Source organism: Streptosporangium amethystogenes subsp. fukuiense, from assembly GCF_042665875.1.
GTDB lineage: Bacteria > Actinomycetota > Actinomycetes > Streptosporangiales > Streptosporangiaceae > Streptosporangium > Streptosporangium fukuiense.
In genome coordinates this window covers 8,606,207-8,626,693 of sequence record NZ_JBHTEE010000001.1, presented here as the reverse complement: position 1 = coordinate 8,626,693, position 20,487 = coordinate 8,606,207, and the positions used below count along the sequence as shown (strand labels likewise).

At 69.3% G+C, this 20,487-nt stretch carries 17 protein-coding genes; 11 read left to right on the top strand and 6 right to left on the bottom strand.

The features are described 5' to 3' along the window. Positions 1–374 precede the first annotated feature (374 nt). The gene (locus tag ACFQVD_RS38350; protein ID WP_343976208.1) at positions 375–1,478 is read left to right on the top strand and encodes an FAD-dependent oxidoreductase; all 1,104 of its coding nucleotides are present in this window, start codon (positions 375–377) and stop codon (positions 1,476–1,478) included. Positions 1,479–1,591: 113 nt separating this feature from the next. Then, a complete protein-coding gene (locus ACFQVD_RS38345; RefSeq protein WP_343976204.1) occupies positions 1,592–2,419 on the top strand; it encodes a L,D-transpeptidase family protein in 828 nt (275 codons plus the stop codon). A gap of 13 nt (positions 2,420–2,432) precedes the next feature. On the opposite strand, the gene ACFQVD_RS38340 is transcribed toward ACFQVD_RS38345, so the two are convergent. Next, positions 2,433–4,178 carry an ABC transporter ATP-binding protein gene (locus tag ACFQVD_RS38340; RefSeq protein ID WP_343976201.1) on the bottom strand — a complete coding sequence of 582 codons (1,746 nt, stop codon included), beginning with the start codon at positions 4,176–4,178 and terminating at the stop codon, positions 2,433–2,435. Continuing rightward, positions 4,175–5,872, bottom strand: coding sequence for an ABC transporter ATP-binding protein (locus ACFQVD_RS38335; RefSeq protein WP_343976198.1), 1,698 nt, complete (start codon positions 5,870–5,872; stop codon positions 4,175–4,177). The genes ACFQVD_RS38340 and ACFQVD_RS38335 overlap by 4 nt, the downstream gene beginning before the upstream one ends. Positions 5,873–5,987: 115 nt before the next feature. Here ACFQVD_RS38335 and ACFQVD_RS38330 point away from each other — a divergent pair, with 115 nt between their 5' ends. After that, on the top strand, positions 5,988–6,221 hold the full coding sequence (locus tag ACFQVD_RS38330) for an RNA polymerase subunit sigma-70 (RefSeq protein WP_343976195.1): 234 nt from the start codon (positions 5,988–5,990) through the stop codon (positions 6,219–6,221). 2 nt (positions 6,222–6,223) lie between these two features. Further along, complete coding sequence (locus tag ACFQVD_RS38325) at positions 6,224–6,775, top strand: Clp protease N-terminal domain-containing protein (protein ID WP_386273478.1); 552 nt, start codon at positions 6,224–6,226, stop codon at positions 6,773–6,775. 182 nt (positions 6,776–6,957) lie between these two features. On the opposite strand, the gene ACFQVD_RS38320 is transcribed toward ACFQVD_RS38325, so the two are convergent. From ACFQVD_RS38320 to ACFQVD_RS38310, 3 genes are all read right to left on the bottom strand, one after another. Further along, positions 6,958–7,695 carry a succinate dehydrogenase/fumarate reductase iron-sulfur subunit gene (locus ACFQVD_RS38320; protein ID WP_343976320.1) on the bottom strand — a complete coding sequence of 246 codons (738 nt, stop codon included), beginning with the start codon at positions 7,693–7,695 and terminating at the stop codon, positions 6,958–6,960. 84 nt (positions 7,696–7,779) lie between these two features. After that, positions 7,780–9,708 carry a fumarate reductase/succinate dehydrogenase flavoprotein subunit gene (locus tag ACFQVD_RS38315; RefSeq protein ID WP_343976192.1) on the bottom strand — a complete coding sequence of 643 codons (1,929 nt, stop codon included), beginning with the start codon at positions 9,706–9,708 and terminating at the stop codon, positions 7,780–7,782. A 56-nt stretch (positions 9,709–9,764) separates the two neighbouring features. After that, entirely contained in the window at positions 9,765–10,487 is a 723-nt protein-coding gene (locus ACFQVD_RS38310) for a succinate dehydrogenase cytochrome b subunit (RefSeq protein ID WP_343976317.1), read from the bottom strand. Positions 10,488–10,724: 237 nt separating this feature from the next. Here ACFQVD_RS38310 and ACFQVD_RS38305 point away from each other — a divergent pair, with 237 nt between their 5' ends. From ACFQVD_RS38305 to ACFQVD_RS38275, 7 genes are all read left to right on the top strand, one after another. Next, a complete protein-coding gene (locus ACFQVD_RS38305) occupies positions 10,725–11,657 on the top strand; it encodes a LysR family transcriptional regulator (RefSeq protein ID WP_343976189.1) in 933 nt (310 codons plus the stop codon). Between the two features lie 157 nt (positions 11,658–11,814). Next, positions 11,815–12,969: a PP2C family protein-serine/threonine phosphatase gene (locus tag ACFQVD_RS38300; protein ID WP_343976186.1), complete on the top strand. Its 1,155-nt coding sequence runs from the start codon at positions 11,815–11,817 to the stop codon at positions 12,967–12,969. Continuing rightward, entirely contained in the window at positions 12,966–14,579 is a 1,614-nt protein-coding gene (locus tag ACFQVD_RS38295) for a sensor histidine kinase (protein WP_343976183.1), read from the top strand. The genes ACFQVD_RS38300 and ACFQVD_RS38295 overlap by 4 nt, the downstream gene beginning before the upstream one ends. Beyond that, positions 14,572–15,021, top strand: a complete 450-nt coding sequence (locus ACFQVD_RS38290) for a response regulator (RefSeq protein WP_343976180.1) — start codon at positions 14,572–14,574, stop codon at positions 15,019–15,021. Before ACFQVD_RS38295 ends, ACFQVD_RS38290 begins: the two co-directional genes overlap by 8 nt. 323 nt (positions 15,022–15,344) lie before the next feature. Further along, a complete protein-coding gene (locus ACFQVD_RS38285; RefSeq protein WP_343976177.1) occupies positions 15,345–16,130 on the top strand; it encodes a hypothetical protein in 786 nt (261 codons plus the stop codon). 9 nt (positions 16,131–16,139) lie between these two features. Continuing rightward, positions 16,140–18,032, top strand: a complete 1,893-nt coding sequence (locus tag ACFQVD_RS38280; protein ID WP_343976174.1) for a fumarate reductase/succinate dehydrogenase flavoprotein subunit — start codon at positions 16,140–16,142, stop codon at positions 18,030–18,032. A gap of 2 nt (positions 18,033–18,034) precedes the next feature. After that, positions 18,035–18,796 (top strand): succinate dehydrogenase/fumarate reductase iron-sulfur subunit, encoded by a 762-nt coding sequence (locus ACFQVD_RS38275; RefSeq protein ID WP_343976171.1) that lies wholly within the window; start codon positions 18,035–18,037, stop codon positions 18,794–18,796. 153 nt (positions 18,797–18,949) lie between these two features. Here ACFQVD_RS38275 and ACFQVD_RS38270 read toward each other — a convergent pair whose 3' ends face one another. After that, positions 18,950–20,470, bottom strand: coding sequence for a hypothetical protein (locus ACFQVD_RS38270; RefSeq protein WP_343976168.1), 1,521 nt, complete (start codon positions 20,468–20,470; stop codon positions 18,950–18,952). Positions 20,471–20,487: the final 17 nt, after the last annotated feature.

Below are 20,487 nucleotides of genomic sequence, written 5' to 3'. Positions count from 1 at the left end.
AGTCCCACCGAGGATATATAGGCGAGTCCCCAGGACAACGTAGGCAATCCAGCCCGCCACACCCGCCGGGGAACGGCCAAAAATGTGCCGCTGTTCTCCCGAGCCGATCCATTGATTGGCGATGAAAATCCGGCACGCCGCCAAACACTCGTCATCATGGGATTTGGGACGGGTATGGCTTTTCCCCGTTCAGTACGTTTTTTCCATTCCTCGACGGCCATCCGTCCCCCATCTCGGATTCGCCGCCGTTCCGGGGTTCACCGGTGCCTCGATTTACCCTGGAGAAGTTTCAGCGCTCGTTGTGACGACCTTCCTCGGTCGGCCACGCCGAAAATCGATCGAGCTGGACGGATCCAGAAAGAAGGCGTTCCCAGGTGCGCGCGAATTCAGCGAAGGTGCTCGTCGTCGGAGCCGGTGTGAGCGGGTTGACGACCGCGCTCTGTCTGGCCAGGGAGGGATTCCGGGTCACCGTCATCGCGGACAGGTTCGCACCCGACATCGTCTCGGTCGTCGCGGGCGCGCTGTGGGAGTGGCCGCCCGCGGTCTGCGGTTACCACCACGACCAGGTCTCGCTCGCCCGCTCCAAGAGCTGGTGCGTCACCTCGTACCGGATATTCGATGAGCTGGCCCGGTCCGGAGTCCCCGGGGTGGCCATGCGAAGGTCCAACTTCTATTTCAAGCACCCCGTCGAGGAGAACCCCCACGATCTCCACAAGATGCGGGAGCTCGCGGGGAAGGTGCGCGGTTTCGTCCACGACCGATCGCTCGCCGAGCGGAACGGCGTCGGCCCCGGCTACGGCGTGGTCGACGCCTACTCCCACCTGGCGCCCATGATCGACACAGACCGGTACATGCTGTGGCTGATGCGGCAGGTCAGAATGCACGGGGTGCGGGTCGGACGGCATCGGATCGAGGGGTCGCTGACCGAGAGGAAGGCCGAGCTCCTCGACCGGTTCGACGCCGAGGTGATCGTCTGCTGCGCGGGGCTCGGCACCGCCGAGCTCCGCGGTGTCGGCATGTATCCACTCCGCGGTGCGCTGGTGCGGGTCCGCAACGACGGGATCGACGAGGCCCACTGCGTCTCCCACGACGAGACGAACGACGGCGAGCAGGACATCGTCTTCATCGTGCCGCGCAGTCCGCAGATCCTTGTTCTCGGCGGGCTCGCGGAAAAAGACGAGTGGGACACCGGAATCAACCTGGAGAATCACGCCCCGGTGCGGGACATGTATGAGCGCTGCCTGGCCTTCATGCCCGCGCTGCGAAGTTTCGAGCTGGATCCTGATGAACCGGTACGGGCCGGACTGCGGCCGTTCCGGAAGGAGAACGTCTGCCTTGAGTGGGACGGGGAAGGACGGGTCGTCTACAACTTCGCACACGGCGGGGCCGGATTCAGCTTTTCCTGGGGCTGCGCCCAGGAGGCCGTCGGCCTGGTGCGCGCGGCCGTGGCGGACCGCACGTACTCCTACTCCTGCTGAGCGTTCTCCTTTCTTCCCGGAGTCGACGCGAGACGGCCTGAACACGGCGAGGTCGCCCGGCGCCGTATGTCACCCTGCTCGGTCGCGACGACAGACCAAAGAGGCTCACTGAAATGCAGAGAATCGTCAAATGCCTGCTGATCTCGAACACGGCCCTCGCGCTCACCTCGTGCCTGCCGTTGGGCATCGCGAACACCGGCACCGCGAACACCGGCGTCGCGTCACCGAGACGCTCCGGACCCGCCGCCGTCGCCGACGACCGCCCGCCCCGTTCCGGGCACACCCCGCTGTCGCGTTTCCCCGTCCTTCGCCCCGGTGACCGGGGAACCCAGGTCCAGGAGATCAAAAAACGTCTCGACCGGCTGGGGTTCCGCACGGGATCCACCGGCCAGGAGTACGACCCCGCGCTGCGCGCGGCCGTGTGGGCCTTCCAGAAGGCCAACGGGCTGCCCGCCGACGACGAGATCGACCCGGCGACCTGGAAGGCACTCGCCCATCCGGCGCGGGTCAGGCCGCTGGTGTCCTACGGGGCTCCCACCAGGGTGGAGATCGACCTGCGTCGCCAGTTGCTCACGGCCTGGCAGGACGGCAAGCCGGCGCTGGTCTCCCATATCTCGACCGGCAACGACAAGCACTACTGCAAGAACGGCCACTGCGGGGTCGCCGTCACGCCCACCGGGGACTTCCGCGCCTGGTGGCGGACCACCGGCTGGACCCATGGGCCACTGGGCGACCAGTTCTACACCATCTACTTCAACGATGGCATCGGCTTCCACGGCTCGGAAAGGGTCCCGCTCCACCCCGCGTCCCACGGCTGCATCCGCGTCCCGCTGCACAACGCCAAGCCGCTGTTCGACATGACCCCGACCGGCACGCCGGTGTACGTCCGCCGCCCGGCCCCTGCCGAGCCGCCGAAACAGGCCGCGGCCCGGCGAGGCTGACCCGCGCCGGTCCTCAACCGGAGGTGCCGTGCCAGCTGCGCCACAGGGCCGCGTAGGAGCCCCCCGCGGCGACCAGTTCCTCGTGGGAGCCGAGTTCGCCGATGCGGCCGTCCTCCACGACCGCGACGCGGTCGGCGTCGTGGGCCGTGTAGAGGCGGTGGGCGATGGCGATCACCGTACGGCCTTCGAGGACGGCGGCCAGCGAGCGTTCCAGGCGGCGGGCCGCGCGGGGGTCGATCAGCGAGGTGGCCTCGTCGAGGACCAGGGTGTGCGGATCGGCCAGCACCAGCCGGGCCAGGGCCAGCTGCTGGGCCTGGGCGGGGGGAACGTGCTCGCCGCCGGAGCCGACCGCCGTGTCGAGCCCGTCGGGCAGGGCCTCGACCCAGTCCCAGGCGTCCACGGCCTCCAGCACCTCGCGGACCCGCGCGTCGTCGGCGTCGGGCCTGGCGATCAGCACGTTGTCGCGCACCGTGCCCCGGAAGACGTGGTGCTCCTGGGTCACCAGGGCGACCTGGCCGCGCAGGTCGTTCAGGGGTAGCTCGACCAGGGGGACGCCGCCCACGGTGACCGATCCGGTGCGGGGGCCGTGGATGCCGGCGAGCAGGCGGCCCAGCGTGGACTTGCCCGCCCCCGACGGCCCGACCATGGCCAGCCGCTCGCCCGGCTTGACCAGCAGGTCGATGCCGTGCAGCACGTCGTGGCCCTCGCGGTAGGCGTAGCGGACGTCGTCGGCCGCCAGCTCACTGCCCTCGGGAGCGGCGGAGGTGGCCTCGCGGTCGTCGGGCACCTCGGCGACGCCGAGCAGCCGGGCCATGGAGGCGCCACCGACCTGGAGCTCGTCGATCCACATCAGCAGCCGGTCGAGCGGGTCGATGAGCTGCTGGACGTAGAGCGTGGCCGCGGTGACCTGGGCCACCGATACCCAGCCCTGGAAGTGGAACAGGCCGCCGATGACCAGCGTCGCCACGATCGGGATCACGTAGCCGAGCTCGACCGAGGGGAACCACACGGTGCGCAGCCCCAGCGTGTAGCGCTCGGCCGCCCACGAGCGGGCGATGTCGGTGTCGGTGCGGCGGTGCCGCCGCTCCTGCAGGCCCAGGGCCTCCACCGCACGGGCGCCGCCGACCGTCTCGGCCAGCCCGTCGGTCATGTCGGCGTACGCGGCGCTCTCCCGCAGGTAGCCCTCCCTGGCCCGGTTGAGATACCAGCGGGTGGAGATCCACAGGATGGGGACGGCCAGCAGCGAGGGCAGCGCGAGCAGCGGCCCGACCAGTACCAGCGCGCCGACGGTGATCAGGCAGGTGACCAGCGCGATCAGCGTCTCGGGCACGGCGTGCCGTACGGTGCGCGACAGCGAGTCGACGTCCCGCGAGGTCCGCGAGATCAGATCGCCGGATCCGGCCCGCTCGACGACGGACAGCGGCAGGCCGAGCACCCGCCCGACGAACTCCTCGCGCAGCTCGGCGAGGACCTTCTCGCCGAGCCTGGCCGAGGCGTAGACGGCGAACCTGACCAGCACCGCCTGGGCGACCAGGAAGCCGCCGATGGCCAGCGACACCGTGGTCACGTCGATCCCGGTGCCGTCCTGGACGCCCTGGACGAGGCCGCCGAGCAGCCACGGCACCGCCAGGCCGGCGACGGCGGCCAGGCCGTGCAGCCCCAGCGCCACGGTGAGCTCTCCGGGATATTTCAGGGTGAGCCTGCGGGCGTACGCCCGAACCTGCGCGGTGTCGGCGACGGGCAGGATCTGCCTGCTCATGACTCCTCACCCCTGGTCACGACGGCGGTGTAGCCCGGGTGGGCGGCCAGCAGCTCCCGGTGCGTGCCCTGGGCGCGCACGACGCCTCCCTCGACGTAGATGACGTGGTCGGTGCGGTCGAGCACCAGCGGGCTGGTCGTGCAGACCAGCGTGGTCTTGCCCGCGCGGGCCTTGGCCAGCCGGTCGGCGATGCGGGCCTCGCTGTGCGCGTCGACCGCGCTGGTGGGCTCGATGAGGATGAGCACCTCCGGGTCGAGGGTCAGCGCCCTGGCGAGCCTGAGCCGCTGCTGCTGGCCGCCGGAGAACTCCCGGCCGGCCTCGGCGACGCGCCCCTCCAGACCGCCGGGCAGCGCCTCGACGATGTCGGTGGCGCACGCGGCCCGCAACGCCGAGTTGATCTCCTCGTCGGAGGCCCGGCCGGTGACGTCCAGTTCGTCCCTGAGCACCCCGGCGAACAGCTGGGCCCCGTTGTCGGCGACGAGGATGCGGCGGCGGACCTCGGAGATCGGCAGGGTGTCGAGCGCCACGTCGCCGAAGTCGACGTCGCCGTCGCTGTAGCGGCCGAGCCGGTCGGCGATGGTCACGGCCTCCTCGGGGACGGCCGCCGCGATGGCGGTGAGCATGCCGGGACGCACCGCGACCCCGGAGGTCACGTCGCGCAGCAGGCCGCCCTCCGAGCGGCCGGTGCCGCCCTCCACCTCGGGATTCAGCGCCAGGATACGCACCACCCTGCGAGCGGCGACGTGCCCCTTGGTCAGCTTGTCGGCCGCCTCGGTGAGGGTGCGCACCGGGGCGATCAGGAAGACCGCGTAGCCGTAGAAGGCGACGAGCTGGCCGGCAGTGATCTCGCCGCGCATCGCGAAGGTCGCACCGAGCCAGGTCACCCCGGCGATCAGCAATCCGGGCAGCAGGATCTGCGCGCCCTCCAGCATCGACTCGACGGAGGCCACCCGCACGCCGGCGTGGCGCACTCGCTGCGACTCGGCGCCGTAGCGGTCGGCGAAGACCCGCTCGCCGCCGATGCCGCGGAGCACCCGCAGGCCCGTGACGATGTCGGCGGCGCGGGTGGCGAGGTCGCCCTGCAGGTCGCGGTGGTCGTTCTGGCGGCGGTGCAGCGGCTTGAGCAGGGGGGCGACGGCGACCGCCACGAGGGGCAGCCCGACCAGCACCATCAGCCCCAGTTGCGGCGAGGCGCCGATCAGGATGACGGTCACGACGGCGATGGCGACGACGGCGCCGCTGCCGCGGAGCAGGATGTCCATCGCGTTGCCGATGTGGGCGATGTCGGAGTTGCCGACACTGACCACCTCGCCGGTGGACATGCGCTTGGGCAGGGTCGCGCCCAGCCGGGTCGACTGCCTGGCGGTGACCTGGACGGTCCGGTAGGCGGCGCTCAGCCAGTTGTAGACGGCCATCCGGTGCCGCAGGACGCCCATGACGGCCTGGATGATTCCCAGGGCGAGCACCACGGCGCCCCAGGTGACCAGGGCCGGCAGGTCCTTGGCCTTGGGCGTGATCGCGTCGATGCCGTTGCCTATCGCGGCCGGTACGAGCGCCATCGCCAGCCACCACAGGATGGCGTAGCCGATGCCGATCAGCAGCGGGCCCCGCTGCATACGGGCCACCCACAACAGGTAGCCGATCGGGCTGCGGGCATCGGGAACGCCTGGGTCGGCGGCTGGTAAGGAGCGCATCTCACAGCAAGGGTCACAAACTTCGACCTGGCTCGGCAAACGATTTTCGGCCTCCTCGGCGTGTCGCCGTCAATCAGGGTTGACAGATGGAGTACGTCAACCTAAATTGACAGACATGAGTGATACGGCGCAACTGGCATCCGACGCCGGTAGCCGCGATCCGGCCGTCGGCCTGCGGGCCGTGCGGGCGCTGCGGACGCTGGTCGACCGGCTGGAGGCCCTCCAGGTGGAGAACGCCAGGGACCAGGGCTGGTCCTGGCAGGAGATCGCGCACTGCCTTGAGGTGAGCCGGCAGGCGGTGCACAAGAAGTACGCGGGCGGCCGAGGTCTGCTGAGACGGAAGGACTGACCATGTTCGAAAGGTTCACCGACAAGGCCCGGCGGGTGACGGTCCTCGCCCAGGAGGAGGCACGGCGCCTGCGTCACGGTCACATCGGCACCGAGCACCTGCTGCTCGCCCTGCTGCGCCAGGGTGACGGCGTCGGCGCCCAGGTGCTGACCGGCCTCGGCCTCACCCACGAACGAGCCGACGAGGCGGTCGGCCGCACTCCCCGCGCCGGAGACCTCGACGCGGAGGCCCTGGAGACCATCGGCATCGACCTCGACGCGATCCGGGAGAAGGTCGAGGCCGCCTTCGGGCCCGGCGCCCTGGATCGCCCCCGCGACCGCAAGGCGCCCCGGGGCCACATTCCCTTCACCCCCGGCGCCAAGAAGGTCCTGGAGCTGTCCCTGCGGGAGGCCCTGCGGCTGAAGAACAAACACATCGGCACCGAACACCTGCTGCTCGGCCTGGTCCGCGACGGCACGGGGCCCGGGATGCGGGTCATCACCCAGGCGGGCCTCACCGCCGACGACGTCCGCCGCGAGATCGCCCGCCACCTCGGCCGACCGGATCGGCACTGATCCGAAGGACGTTCGAACCTCGGGCGTCGTCGCCCTGCGCGCGTTCCCGGCCGGATGGATCCCGGGACGGCGCGAGCCGTACATCACCTCGGATGTACGGCTCGGTGAACCCGGGAAGGCCCGGAGGATCGATCGGGCACCCGGCCCCGGGGACGGGGCCGGACGCCCGGCGACCGCCTGGCCTACTTGGCGGCCCGCAGGTAGTCGTGGTTCATCTGGGCGATGGTGTCCAGCGGGATGCCCTTGGGGCAGACCGCCGTGCACTCGCCGGTGTTGGTGCAGCCGCCGAAGCCCTCGGCGTCCATCTGCTCGACCATCGCGACGGCACGGGAGTCGCGCTCGGGCTGGCCCTGCGGCAGCAGGCTCAGATGGGTGATCTTGGCCGCGGTGAAGAGCGAGGCCGAGCCGTTCGGGCAGGCGGCGACGCAGGCGCCACAGCCGATACAGGTGGCCGCGTCGAACGCCGCGTCGGCGTCGACCTTCTTCACCGGGACGCTGTGCGCGTCGGGGGCCGAGCCGGCCGGGACGGAGATGAAGCCGCCCGCCTGGATGATCCGGTCGAACGCCGAGCGGTCCACGACCAGGTCCTTCACCACCGGGAAGGGCGCGGCACGCCACGGCTCGATGGTGATGACCGCGTTGTCCTCGAAGTGGCGCATGTGCAGCTGACAGGTGGTGGTGGCCACCTGCTCGCCGTGCGCCACGCCGTTGATGACCATGCCGCACATGCCGCAGATGCCCTCGCGACAGTCGTGGTCGAAGGCGATCGGGTCGTCGCCCTCCAGGATGAGCCGCTCGTTGAGGACGTCGAGCATCTCCAGGAAGGACATGTCCGGTGACACGTCCTCGACCCGGTAGTTGACCATCCGGCCCTCGTCCTTGGGGCCCTTCTGACGCCAGACCTTGAGAGTGAGGTTCATACTCACGGTTCGCTTACCTCTCCTCATTCGCTGCGCGGATCGCTCGTTCCACGCGAACCGGTCCGCTCACCGCGTCGGGTGCACTCACTTGTAGCTCCGCTGGCTCATCTTGACGTACTCGTAGTCGAGGTCTTCCTTGTGCAGGATCGGACCCTGCTCGCCGTACTCCCAGGCCGCGACGTAGGAGAAGTTCTCGTCGTCGCGCAGGGCCTCGCCGTCGGCGTCCTGGGACTCGGCGCGGAAGTGGCCGCCGCACGACTCGGTACGGTGCAGCGCGTCGATGCACATCAGCTCGGCCAGGTCGAAGAAGTCCCCGACCCGTCCGGCCCGCTCCAGCGCCTGGTTCAGCTCGTCGGCCTCGCCGGACACCTTCACGTTCTGCCAGAACTCCTCGCGCAGCTCGGGGATCCGCTCCAGCGCCTTGCGGAGCGACTCCTCGGTACGTTCCATGCCGCAGTACTCCCACATGATCTTGCCGAGTTCACGGTGGTAGGAGTCGGCGGTGCGGGTGCCGTTGTTCGTCAGCAGCTTTTCGATCTTCTGGCGCACCTCGGCCTCGGCCTCGGTCACGTCCTCCTCGTCGACCTCACCGTAGGGGCCGTTCGCCAGGTAGTCGCCGATCGTGGTCGGCAGCACGAAGTAGCCGTCGGACAGCCCCTGCATCAGCGCGGACGCGCCGAGGCGGTTGGCGCCGTGGTCGGAGAAGTTGGCCTCGCCGATCACGAACAGGCCCGGGATCGTGGACTGCAGGTCGTAGTCCACCCACAGGCCGCCCATCGTGTAGTGGACCGCCGGGTAGATGCGCATCGGCTGGGAGTACGGGTCCTCGCCGGTGATGCGCTCGTACATCTCGAAGAGGTTGCCGTACTTCTTCTCCACCGCCTCGCGGCCCAGACGGCGGATCGCGTCGGCGAAGTCGAGGTAGACGCCCAGGCCGCCGGGGCCGACACCGCGGCCCTCGTCGCAGACGTTCTTGGCCGCGCGGGAGGCGATGTCACGCGGGACCAGGTTGCCGAACGCCGGGTAGATCCGCTCCAGGTAGTAGTCGCGCTCCTCCTCGGGGATCGCCGAGGCCGGACGGGTGTCGCCCGCCTTCAGCGGCACCCACACGCGGCCGTCGTTGCGCAGCGACTCCGACATCAGGGTCAGCTTCGACTGGTGGTCGCCGCTGACCGGGATGCAGGTCGGGTGGATCTGGGTGTAGCAGGGGTTGGCGAACATCGCGCCGCGCCGGTGCGCCCGCCAGATCGCCGTGGTGTTGCAGCCCTTGGCGTTCGTCGACAGGAAGAACACGTTGCCGTACCCGCCGCTGGCCAGCACCACCGCGTCGGCGACGTGCCGCTCGATCTCGCCGGTGACCATGTCACGGACGATGACGCCGCGCGCCCGGCCGTCGGAGACGATCAGGTCGAGCATCTCGTGGCGGGTGTGCATCTTGACGGTGCCGGCCGCGATCTGGCGCTCCAGCGCCTGGTACGCGCCGAGCAGGAGCTGCTGGCCCGTCTGGCCTCGGGCGTAGAAGGTACGGGAGACCTGCGCGCCGCCGAAGGAGCGGGTGTCGAGCAGACCGCCGTACTCGCGGGCGAACGGCACCCCCTGGGCCACGGCCTGGTCGATGATGTTCACACTGACCTGGGCGAGCCGGTAGACGTTGGACTCGCGGGCGCGGAAGTCGCCGCCCTTGACCGTGTCGTAGAAGAGCCGGTAGATCGAGTCGCCGTCGCCGCGGTAGTTCTTGGCGGCGTTGATACCGCCCTGGGCCGCGATGGAGTGCGCGCGGCGGGGCGTGTCCTGGTAGCAGAACGAGGTGACGTTGTAGCCGAGCTCGCCGAGGGTCGCGGCGGCCGAGCCGCCCGCCAAACCGGTGCCCACGACGATGACGTGAAGCTTGCGCTTGTTGGCCGGGTTGACCAGCTTCGCGGAGAACTTGCGCTTCTCCCAGCGCTCCTCGATCGGGCCGTCGGGAGCCTTGGTGTCACGGATCGGCTCACCTTCGGTGTACCCCGTGCTCATCGCGGTCCTCGCTCCTTGTGCTCCGTGCGGCAGGCCCGCCGGGTTCGCGTTCTCGCTCACTTGATCACTCCGATCGCGACCGCCACCGGGACCACCAGGAAGCCGATGACCAGCAGCGCCGACAGGCCCGCGGCGACGGCCTTCAGCGGGCGGTAGCTACGGCTGCTCGCCAGGCCGAGCGTCTGGAAGGCGCTCCACAGGCCGTGGCGCAGGTGCAGGCCGACCATGACGAGGGCGAGCACGTAGAACAGGGTGACCCACCAGCGCGACGGCGCGAAGCCCTCGACCAGGCGGTCGTAGGGGGTGGCGCCGCCACCGGCCGGGTTGGCCGTGCCGAACGTCAGGTCCAGCAGGTGGTAGATCACGAACAGCACGATGATGACGCCGCCGTAGCGCATGGTGTGCACCGCGTAGCCGTTCGCCCTGGACTTGCGCTTGGCCGCGTACTTGACCGGGCGGGCCTTGCTGGCCCGCCGGGCCAGGGAGATCGCCGACCACATGTGCAGGACGACCGCGACGACCATCACGACCTCGACGACGGTCAGCAGGACCCGGTACGGGAGCATCGGCTCGCCCATGGTCCGCAGGAAGGCCGCGTAGGTGTTGAACGACTCGGCACCGGCGAAGCTCTTGAGGTTTCCGGCCATGTGGCCGACGAGGAAGATCACCATCACGGCACCCGTGATGGCCATCACGGCCTTCTTGCCGTTCGAGGAGCCCAGGAAGCCGCTTCTCCGCCTGGGCTTCGCGGTCTTCGCGGTATCCGCGGGGGGGTTCACAGACGCGGTGGCGGATCCGCGCTCAATCGTGGCAGTCACCCTCGTGACGCTAGGTAAGGGGTTTTAGCCAAGTCCAAGTCATCGTGGATGTGGTTTCCATAGCCTGCGGCTATTACCTCTGCGTCGCTGTCGCTTCCAGCGCCGCGCCCTCCGACGCGGTGCGAGCAATCTCACATTGTCCCCCCCACCACCACCCGCCCCGAATCCGCGGTCGGGGGGTCCGTACGCTAGGGAAACGTGCAGCTCCAGCAACTCGCCTATTTCGTGGCGGTCGCCGAGGCCCGGCACTTCACCCAGGCCGCCGAGCGGATGCGCGTAGCCCAGCCCTCGCTGAGCAAGCAGATCAAGGCCCTGGAGGCCGAGCTCGGCGCACCGCTGTTCAGCCGTGCCCGGGGAAACGTCACGCTGACCCCCGCGGGCGAGGCGTTGCTGCCGCTGGCCCGCCGCATGCTGGCCGACGCCGAGACCGCCAGGAGCGAGGTCGGCGAGCTGGCCGGGCTGCGCCGCGGCCGGGTCCGGCTGGGTGCCACGCCCTCGCTCTGCGCGGGGCTGCTCGCCGACGCGCTGGCCAGGTTCCACCACGCCTACCCCGGCATCGAGCTGTTCGTGGAGGAGGGCGGCTCCCGCGACCTGGTCCGCACCCTCGCCCGGGGCCAGCTCGACCTGGCGCTGATCATCATGCCGCTGCACAGCGACGACCCCGCCCTCGTCACCGAGGAGGTCCTGCGGGAGAACCTCGTCGTCGCCTCCCCCTCGACCACTCGCGCCCGCAAGCCGTACGTGCGCATCGAGGAGTTGCGGCGGCGGCCGATGGTGATGTTCAGGCGCGGATACGACCTGCGGGAGGCCACGCTCAACGCCTGCCGGCAGGCCGGGTTCGAGCCCAGGTTCGCGGTGGAGGGCGGCGAGATGGACGCCGTGCTGCGCTTCGTGGAGGCCGGGCTGGGGGTCGCGCTGGTCCCCTCGATGGTCCTGGACGGCCGCCCGGGACTTTCCGGGACACCCCTGGCTCCCCCCGGGCTGCGCCGCACCATCGCCATCGCGCACCGCAAGGACGTCGAGCCCACCCGCGCGGCCCAGGCCTTCCGCGCGACCCTGCTCCTCTTCCTCGCCGAGGCCGCCCACGAGGGCAGCCTTCCCCAGGGATTGGACCTGATCATCCAGGGTTGACCACCGGCGAGGAGACCGTCGGCGCCTCGCGCCGATCCGTGCCTCCCCCGGTGTCCGACGGGCGGTGAATCACATCGCATCGGCGTCCCGGTACCTGACGTGTCGCACTATTCTACGTAGCGTCGACAGGTTCTCCCGAGCTCATGAAGAGGCGTCAGTGACCGCCCCCGCCAATGAAACGCTCACGCTTCTTCTCATCGAAGACGACGCGGGCGATGCCTTCCTCGTGGAGGAGTTGCTCGGCGAGGCGGACAATCCACCGAAGATCATCTGGGTGCGGAGCCTGGCCGAGAGCAGGGTCCGGCTGACCTCCGAGGTGCAGTGCGTGCTCGTCGACCTCTCCCTGCCCGACGCGACCGGCCTGGAGGCGCTGGAGCAGGTGCTCTCGATGGCGCCGCATGCCGCCGTGCTCGTGCTGACCGGCCTGAACGACGCCCACGTCGGCGTGGAGGCGGTCGCCGCCGGCGCCCAGGACTTCCTGGTCAAGCAGGACGTGGAGGGTCGCCTGCTGGCACGGGCGATCCGCTACGCGATGGAACGCAAGCGAGCCGACCTGGCCCAGCGCAGGCTGGTCGAGGCCGAACTGCTCACCAAGGAGAACTCCCGCCTCGAACGCGGGCTCCTCCCGGTCCCGCTGCTGTCCACCGAGATCCTCGAACACCACGCCCGCTACCTGCCAGGACGCAGGCGCGCCCTGCTCGCCGGTGACTTCTGGGACACCGTGCAGAGCCCCGACGGCGCCGTCCACGTGGTGGTCGGCGACGTGTGCGGGCACGGCCCCGACGAGGCCGCGCTGGGAGTCGCGCTCAGAATCGCCTGGCGGACCCTGGTCCTGGCCGGGCACACCGGCAACGAACTGCTCGGCACGCTGGAGTCGGTGCTCCGCCTGGAACGCAAGTCCGCGGAGATCTTCACCACCCTGTGCATCGCCACGATCGACCCCGCGCTCAGCCACGCGCGGATGTACGTGGTCGGCCACCCGCCGCCGCTGCTGATCCGCGACGGCGCGATCGGCGTGGTGCCGGGTACCCCCTCGGGGCCGCCACTGGGCATCTTCCAGGACGTGCACTGGTCGGAGATCGACGTCGCGCTCGGCGACGACTGGTCGCTGCTGCTCTACACCGACGGGCTGATCGAGGCCACCGTGGGCGGCGGACCCGACCTGCTCGGCACCGAGGGCCTGCTCAGGCTCGTCCAGGAGCAGGGCGGGATCGAACTCGATCGCCTCATCGAACGCGTCATCGAGCTGAACCGTGACGCGCTCAGCGACGACCTGGCGACCGTGCTCATCTCACGGAACGGAAGACGATGACCGACCGCTCGGATCGCGGCACCAGCCCGCATCCCCTGCCCGCACCCACCCCCGCGAAGGGTTTCGGGAGGTTCCCGGTGGGCCGCTGGTTCATGTTCGCCGGGGTGGGCATCGCGCTGGTCTTCATGATCTCGGCCGTCGTCACGATCAGGTCGATCGAGGACGCCCGCCAGGCCAGGGAGACCCTGGTCGACGTCATCGACCCGGCGACGCTGCGCACCCTGGAGATCTCCAACGCGCTGACCGCGCAGGAGAGCTCGATGCGGACGTACGGCAGGACCAACGAGGAGACCTCCCTGCGGGAGTACCGGGAGGCGCTCGCCGCGGAGCACCGGGCGCTGGACGCGCTCACCGCGCTGATCCCCCGGATACCGGAGCGACAGAGGATCAGCGTCGAGGTGGCCAACCTGAAGGCCAGGGGGGAGGCCTGGCGGCGCGACTACGCGGAGCGGGTCATCGCCTTGGTGCCGACGCTGAAGACCGACGCCGCCCGGCAGAACGCTACGATCAACGCCACCCGGTCCACCGAGATCCGCCAGTCCCTCGAAGAGCTGCAGAACCATCTGAACCGGCTGCACGAGATCGGCAGCGTGCAGCTCGACCGCGGCTGGCAAGCCCTCTACGTCGCGCTCATCGGAGTCGCCGGAGCACTGGTCGCGGCCGTGATCGTCTCGGTCCTCATCGTGCGCCACGTGGTGCTCCGCCCGCTGGCGGAGCTGAACGAGCAGGTCCGCGCGGTCGCCCAGGGAGACTTCGACCACAGGCTCAGGGTCGAGCACCCCGCCGAGCTGGCCGAGCTGTCCGGCCACGTCGACGCGATGCGTCACCGTATCCTCGCCGAGTGGCACCGGTCCTCGGAGACGCAGCGCAAGCTGGAGGACCAGGCGACGGAGCTGAGGCGCTCCAACAGCGAGCTGGAGCAGTTCGCCTACGTGGCCAGTCACGACCTGCAGGAGCCGCTGCGCAAGGTGGCCAGCTTCACCCAGATGCTGGAGCAGCGCTACGGCGACCAGCTCGACGACCGCGCCAAGCAGTACATCGCCTTCGCGGTCGACGGCGCCAAGCGCATGCAGATGCTGATCAACGACCTGCTCGACTTCTCCCGGGTCGGCAGGATGGGCGGCGAGCGCACCGACATCGACGCCGAGGGGCCGCTGAGGGCCGCGCTGAACAACCTCGCCGCGCCGATCGAGGACACCGGCGCGACGGTGACCTACGACGAGCTGCCCCAGGTGCACGGCAACCGGGTGCAGCTCACCCAGCTCTTCCAGAACCTCATCGGCAACGCGATCAAGTTCCGCTCGGCGGATCCGCCGGAGATCCACATCGGGGTGCGGCGCGACGGGGACATGTGGGAGTTCTCCTGCACCGACAACGGCATCGGCATCGACAGTAAATACACTGACCGCATCTTCCTGATTTTCCAGCGTCTGCACGGGCGGGACGTCTACGCGGGCACCGGCATCGGGTTGGCTCTCTGCAAGAAAATCGTCGAGTACCACGGCGGTCGCATCTGGGTGGACACCGAGGACAGCGAACCCGAGAACACCACCAGAACCGGTACGACCTTCCGATGGACCTTTCCCTCAGGAGAAACCGCTGATGAATGACCTGCGCTGGATCGACGTCCTACTGGTCGAGGACGACCCGGGCGACGTCCTGCTGACGCGGGAGGCGTTCGAGCTCAACAAGGTCCGCAACAAGCTGCACGTGGTCAACGACGGCGAGCAGGCCATGTCCTTCCTTCGCAAGGAGGGCGAGTACGCCGACGCGCCCCGGCCCGACCTGATCCTGCTCGACCTCAACCTGCCCCGCAAGGACGGCCGGGAGGTGCTCCAGGACATAAAGGCCGACGAGAAGCTCCGCGGGATCCCGGTGGTCGTGCTGACCACGTCGGAGTCCGAGGAGGACATCCTGCGCAGCTACAACCTGCACGCCAACGCCTACGTCTCCAAGCCCGTCGACTTCGACCAGTTCATCAGCGTGGTCCGGCGGATCGACGACTTCTTCGTGACCGTCGTCAAGCTGCCCAGCTCCGGCCAGCACTACTGACGGCACGCCACGCCCGGCGGCGGGGTCTCCCCGCCCGCCAGCCGGTGCCCGTTCTCACGGCCTCCGAGACCTCCCTGTGATCGTCCACCTCTTGAGACGCCGCAGGCGGGGTGCCCTCACGCGCCAACGTGACAGGAATCACACCTGGCTAGTGAAATTACCAGTGACCTCTCTCACATAACCCCCGGGCTCCGTCGTAACGTATCCCCCACCAACATGCGCGCGCACGTGTGAGCCGGCGCGACCATGGCCCAGCGCGCGGCACAACTGAAACGACCCGGACCCCAAGGCGAGCGGGGTTCGCGGGAGGTGGAGAGGTCTCGATGACCCAGACAACGGCCGAGAGCCCGGCCAGAAGGCAACGTGCGCAGATCAAGGAGCGCACCCTGCGAACCGACCCGTGGTGGCGCTATCCACTGGTCACATTCATCATCTTCACGGTATTCGTCGTCTACGCCACGTGGACGATCTTCGACGCGAGTTACTTCGTGTCCCCATATCACGCACCGTTCACATCGCCCTGCCTGGCGACGAGCTGTCCCGAGGAGGCGCGGCTGTTCGGCCTCGCCCCGTTCGGCGACTGGTACGCGCTGCCCCCGGCCCTGCTGATCCTCGGTTTTCCCGGGGGCTTCCGTCTCACCTGCTACTACTACCGCAAGGCCTACTACCGGGGCTTCTGGCTCTCGCCGCCGGCGTGCGGGGTGGCCGAGCCGCACAAGAAGTACACTGGTGAGTCACGCTTCCCGTTGATTCTTCAGAACATTCACCGCTACTTCTTCTACGCGGCGATCGTCATCGGCCTCATCCTGGCGTACGACGCGGTGAAGGCGCTGATCGCCAAGCCGACCGGCCTGGGCACCTGGATCCTGATCGTCAACGCGATCCTCATCAACCTGTACACGCTGTCGTGCCACTCCTGCCGGCACATCACGGCCGGGCGCCTGAACCACTTCTCCAAGCACCCGATCCGCTACCGGGCCTGGGGCATCGTCTCGAAGCTCAACGCCAAGCACCAGGAGCTCGCACTGATCTCCATGTTCAGCATCATGGGCGCCGACCTCTACGTCCGCCTGGTCGCCAAGAACATCATCGCCTTCCCGTTCGTATAAGGATCACCTGTGGAAATCGAGCGTCACGAATACGACGTCGTCGTCATCGGCGCCGGCGGTGCGGGGCTGCGGGCGGCCATCGAGGCCCGCCAGCAGGGCAAGCGGACGGCGATCGTCTGCAAGTCCCTGTTCGGCAAGGCGCACACGGTCATGGCCGAGGGCGGCGCCGCCGCGGCCATGGGCAACGTCAACAGCGACGACAACTGGATGGTGCACTTCCGCGACACCATGCGCGGCGGCAAGTTCCTCAACAACTGGAGGATGGCCGAGCTGCACGCCAAGGAGGCGCCCGACCGGGTCTGGGAGCTGGAGGCGTGGGGCGCGCTGTTCGACCGCACCAAGGACGGCAAGATCAGCCAGCGTAACTTCGGCGGGCACGAGTACCCGCGGCTGGCCCATGTCGGCGACCGCACCGGCCTGGAGCTGATCCGTACCCTGCAGCAGCGGGTGGTCGCGCTCCAGCAGGAGGACGAGAAGCTGCACGGTGACGCCGAGGCGTACATCAAGGTCTTCCAGGAATGCACGGTGACCCGCCTGCTCAAGGACGGCGACGCCATCTCCGGCGCCTTCGGCTACTGGCGGGAGAACGGCAAGCTCATCCTGTTCGACGCCCCCGCGATCGTGCTGGCCACCGGCGGCATCGGCAAGTCGTACGTGGTCACGTCCAACTCGTGGGAGTACACCGGCGACGGCCACGCGCTGGCCCTGCTGGCCGGGGCGAACCTGATCAACATGGAGTTCATCCAGTTCCATCCCACCGGGATGGTCTGGCCGCCCTCGGTCCGGGGCATCCTCGTCACCGAGTCCGTCCGCGGTGACGGCGGGGTGCTGAGGAACTCCGAGGGCAAGCGCTTCATGTTCGACTACATCCCCGACGTGTTCAAGGACAAGTACGCCACCTCCGAGGAGGAGGGCGACCGCTGGTACACCGACCAGGCCAACAACCGCCGCCCTCCGGAGCTGCTCCCCCGTGACGAGGTCGCGCGGGCCATCAACTCCGAGGTGAAGGCGGGACGCGGATCACCCCAGGGCGGCGTCTACCTCGACGTCTCCACCCGCCTCCCGGCCGCCGAGATCATCAAGCGGCTGCCGTCGATGCACCACCAGTTCAAGGAGCTGGCCGACGTCGACATCACCAAGGAGGCCATGCAGGTCGGCCCGACCTGCCACTACATCATGGGCGGCGTCGAGGTCGACGCCGACACCGGCGCGGCGGCCGTACCCGGCCTGTTCGCGGCCGGTGAGGTCTCCGGCGGCATGCACGGCTCCAACCGGCTGGGCGGCAACTCGCTGTCCGACCTGCTGGTGTTCGGCCGCCGCGCGGGCATGGGAGCGGCCTCGTACGTGGACGGCCTGGCCGCCCGGCCGAAGGTCTCCGAGGAGTCCGTGGCCAAGGCGAGCATGGAGGCGCTGGCCCCGCTGGAGCGCTCGGGCGAGAACCCGTACGAGGTCCACCACGAGCTGCAGCGGACGATGAACGAGCTGGTCGGCATCATCCGCAAGTCCGAGGAGGTCTCCGAGGCGCTGGAGGCGGTGGAGAAGCTCAAGGAGCGGGCCCAGAACGTCGGCGCGGCCGGCAGCCGGATCTACAACCCGGGCTGGCACCTCGCCCTCGACCTGCGCAACATGCTCCTGGTCTCGGAGTGCGTGGCGAAGGCGGCGCTGCTGCGCGAGGAGAGCCGCGGCGGCCACACCCGTGACGACTTCCCGGCCATGTCCGCCGAGTGGCGGACCAAGATCCTGCGCTGCGCCCTCACCCCGGACGGCTCCGGCATCGCGGTCGAGGAGCAGGTCCAGACCGCGATGCGGGACGACCTCATCACGCTGTTCGACCGCGACGAGCTGAAGAAGTACATCACCGAGGAAGAGCTGGCCGCCTTTGACGCGCTGGCCAAGGAGTAACCATGAGTTACAAGGCGAAGTTCCGCGTCTGGCGGGGCGAGGGCGGCGAGGGCAGGCTTGAGGACTTCACCGTCGAGGTGAACGAGGGCGAGGTCGTTCTCGACATCATCCACCGGCTCCAGGCGACCCAGGCCCCCGACCTCGCCGTCCGCTGGAACTGCAAGGCCGGCAAGTGCGGCTCGTGCTCCATGGAGATCAACGGCAGGCCGAAGCTCGGGTGCATGACCCGGATGTCCACCTTCAGCGAGGAGGAGACGATCACGGTGACGCCCATGCGGACGTTCCCAGTGATCAAGGACCTGGTCACGGACGTCTCGTACAACTACCAGAAGGCCAGGGAGATCCCGTCCTTCACTCATCCGGCCGACGTGAAGCCGGGCGAATACCGCATGCAGCAGATCGACGTCGAGCGGTCCCAGGAGTTCCGCAAGTGCATCGAGTGCTTCATGTGCAACAACGTCTGTCACGTCATCCGTGACCACGAGGAGAACAAGCCCGGCTTCGCCGGTCCGCGCTTCCTGATGCGGATCGCCGAGCTGGACATGCACCCGTACGACGTGGCCGACCGCAAGGACTCCGCTCAGGAGGAGCACGGCCTGGGCTACTGCAACATCACCAAGTGCTGCACCGAGGTCTGCCCCGAGCACATCAAGATCACTGACAACGCGCTGATTCCCATGAAGGAGCGCGTCGCCGACCGTAAGTACGATCCGCTGGTCTGGCTGGGCAACAAGATCTTCAAGCGTTCCAGCTCGAAGAGCTGACCCCCGTACGGCGGCGCCGCCCACGGGGCTCTCCCCGGGCGGCGCCGCCGTGTTTCCGCAACGTTCAAGCCGCTCGGACCTTCGTGACCTTCCGCGCTGTCTCAGGCCGGCGGCGCGATCAGGGACGAGGACGGTTCCAGAGGCCGGTGGAGGTCAGGTGGAGCGGCGGAAGAGACCGCGCTTCTTCTTGCCGGCGTCCTGGCCGGGGAGCGGGTAGACCGCCGTCGAGGCCGGCCCCATGGGGGGCTGCTCGCCGGCATCCGGCCGGTTACCCGGGCCGTGGGTCCCCGGACCACCGGGACCGTCAGGACCACCGTGAGCGGGCGGGCCGCCGATGGGGCCGTGGGCCCCCGGACCACCGAATCCTTCGGGGCCGCCCTGAGCCGGCGGGCCACCGATGCCGTGAACTCCGCCGAAGGGACCTCCGTGGCCACCTCGGGCGGGCTCCTGCGGGAACGGCGCCCCGGGGAACTCCGGCTGCCCCTGCGGAGAACGCCCCTCGCGAGGCTCGGGGCCAAGGGCTCCGGGGTTCTCCGGCCCGCCCTGGCCTGGAACTCCCTGACCCGGAGCGTGCTGCCCCGGAACATCCTGCGGCTCGGGTCCGAAAGGCCGGAAATCGCCCTGGGGGCGGTCCGACCGGTTCCGATCATCCTGCGGTTCCTGGCCGAAGGGCTGGGGACCGTGGAACGCGGCCGCCGGGCCGTCCTGCCCCGCCGGGCCGTAGGGCACCTGCTCCTGGACGGTCTGACCGTACGGGTCGCCGTGGCCGGTGGGCTGCTGCTCGTAGCCGGGCGCGGGCATGTACGCCGTCGTCTGCTCGTAGCCGTAGGGGTACTGCCCGGGGACGTAACCCTCCGGGTAGACCGGAGAGTACATCTGCATCGGGACGAGGCTGATGATCGGCGCGTAGGCCGTGCCGCTCTGGTAGGGGCCGGGAACGAAACCAGGTCCGGCGGCGTAGCCGGGACCGCCGTGATAGGTCATCGGGTCCATCGGATCGACGCGGGGACCCATCCCCCGGGGGCCGGCCCGGCGGATGGCCGCGGCGTGGGCCAGGCGGCGCAGCCTGCCCTCGAAGATCAGAACGGCGAACAGCACCAGCAGCACCAGGATCAGCGCCGGGATGCCGAGCTGGCGGCTCAGCGTGGCCCCGTCGAACTCGGCGTTCGCGTTGCGGATCTCGGACACCGAGGAGCCCGAGGCGTTCTCGTCGAACGTGGCGCTCTCTTCCGGTGAGGGTGTGGCCGAGGGAAGCGGGGTGTTGGCCGGGAACTGGACCTCTTGTTCCTCGGACGCCGAAGGGCTGGGATCGGTCTCCGTCCCCGTCTCCGGCGGAGCGATCGGGGCCGAGCTCTCCTGGGCCGGCGGAGCGGCCGACTCCTGCGCGGGTGGCGGGGTCGTGGCCTTCGGAGGCTTCGTCGTCGGCGGTACGGTCACCGTGGTGGTCACGGTCTTCTGCGGGACCGGGGTCTCCTCCGCGCCGCCTCCGGGATCCTCGGTGACCGTGACCGTGACGATCGGCGTGGGCTCCTCACAGGGCCCCGCCGGATCGACGTCACATCCGGGGATGGACGACGGGTCGACGACCATCGTCCTGACCGTCGCGCCGGCCACGGAGGAATCGGTGAGCGGTGCCACGACGACCAGGAAGGCACCGCTGATCCCCAAAGACATCACAACGGCGGAGACAG

Excerpts from the sequence above, each read along its gene's own strand:
- ACFQVD_RS38345 (WP_343976204.1), top strand. The coding sequence starts at position 1,592 with ATGCAGAGAATCGTCAAATGCCTGCTGATCTCGAACACGGCCCTCGCG.
- ACFQVD_RS38340 (WP_343976201.1), bottom strand. The coding sequence starts at position 4,178 with ATGAGCAGGCAGATCCTGCCCGTCGCCGACACCGCGCAGGTTCGGGCG.
- ACFQVD_RS38335 (WP_343976198.1), bottom strand. The coding sequence starts at position 5,872 with ATGCGCTCCTTACCAGCCGCCGACCCAGGCGTTCCCGATGCCCGCAGC.
- ACFQVD_RS38330 (WP_343976195.1), top strand. The coding sequence starts at position 5,988 with ATGAGTGATACGGCGCAACTGGCATCCGACGCCGGTAGCCGCGATCCG.
- ACFQVD_RS38325 (WP_386273478.1), top strand. The coding sequence starts at position 6,224 with ATGTTCGAAAGGTTCACCGACAAGGCCCGGCGGGTGACGGTCCTCGCC.
- ACFQVD_RS38320 (WP_343976320.1), bottom strand. The coding sequence starts at position 7,695 with ATGAACCTCACTCTCAAGGTCTGGCGTCAGAAGGGCCCCAAGGACGAG.
- ACFQVD_RS38315 (WP_343976192.1), bottom strand. The coding sequence starts at position 9,708 with ATGAGCACGGGGTACACCGAAGGTGAGCCGATCCGTGACACCAAGGCT.
- ACFQVD_RS38295 (WP_343976183.1), top strand. The coding sequence starts at position 12,966 with ATGACCGACCGCTCGGATCGCGGCACCAGCCCGCATCCCCTGCCCGCA.
- ACFQVD_RS38290 (WP_343976180.1), top strand. The coding sequence starts at position 14,572 with ATGAATGACCTGCGCTGGATCGACGTCCTACTGGTCGAGGACGACCCG.
- ACFQVD_RS38285 (WP_343976177.1), top strand. The coding sequence starts at position 15,345 with ATGACCCAGACAACGGCCGAGAGCCCGGCCAGAAGGCAACGTGCGCAG.
- ACFQVD_RS38275 (WP_343976171.1), top strand. The coding sequence starts at position 18,035 with ATGAGTTACAAGGCGAAGTTCCGCGTCTGGCGGGGCGAGGGCGGCGAG.
- ACFQVD_RS38270 (WP_343976168.1), bottom strand. The coding sequence starts at position 20,470 with ATGTCTTTGGGGATCAGCGGTGCCTTCCTGGTCGTCGTGGCACCGCTC.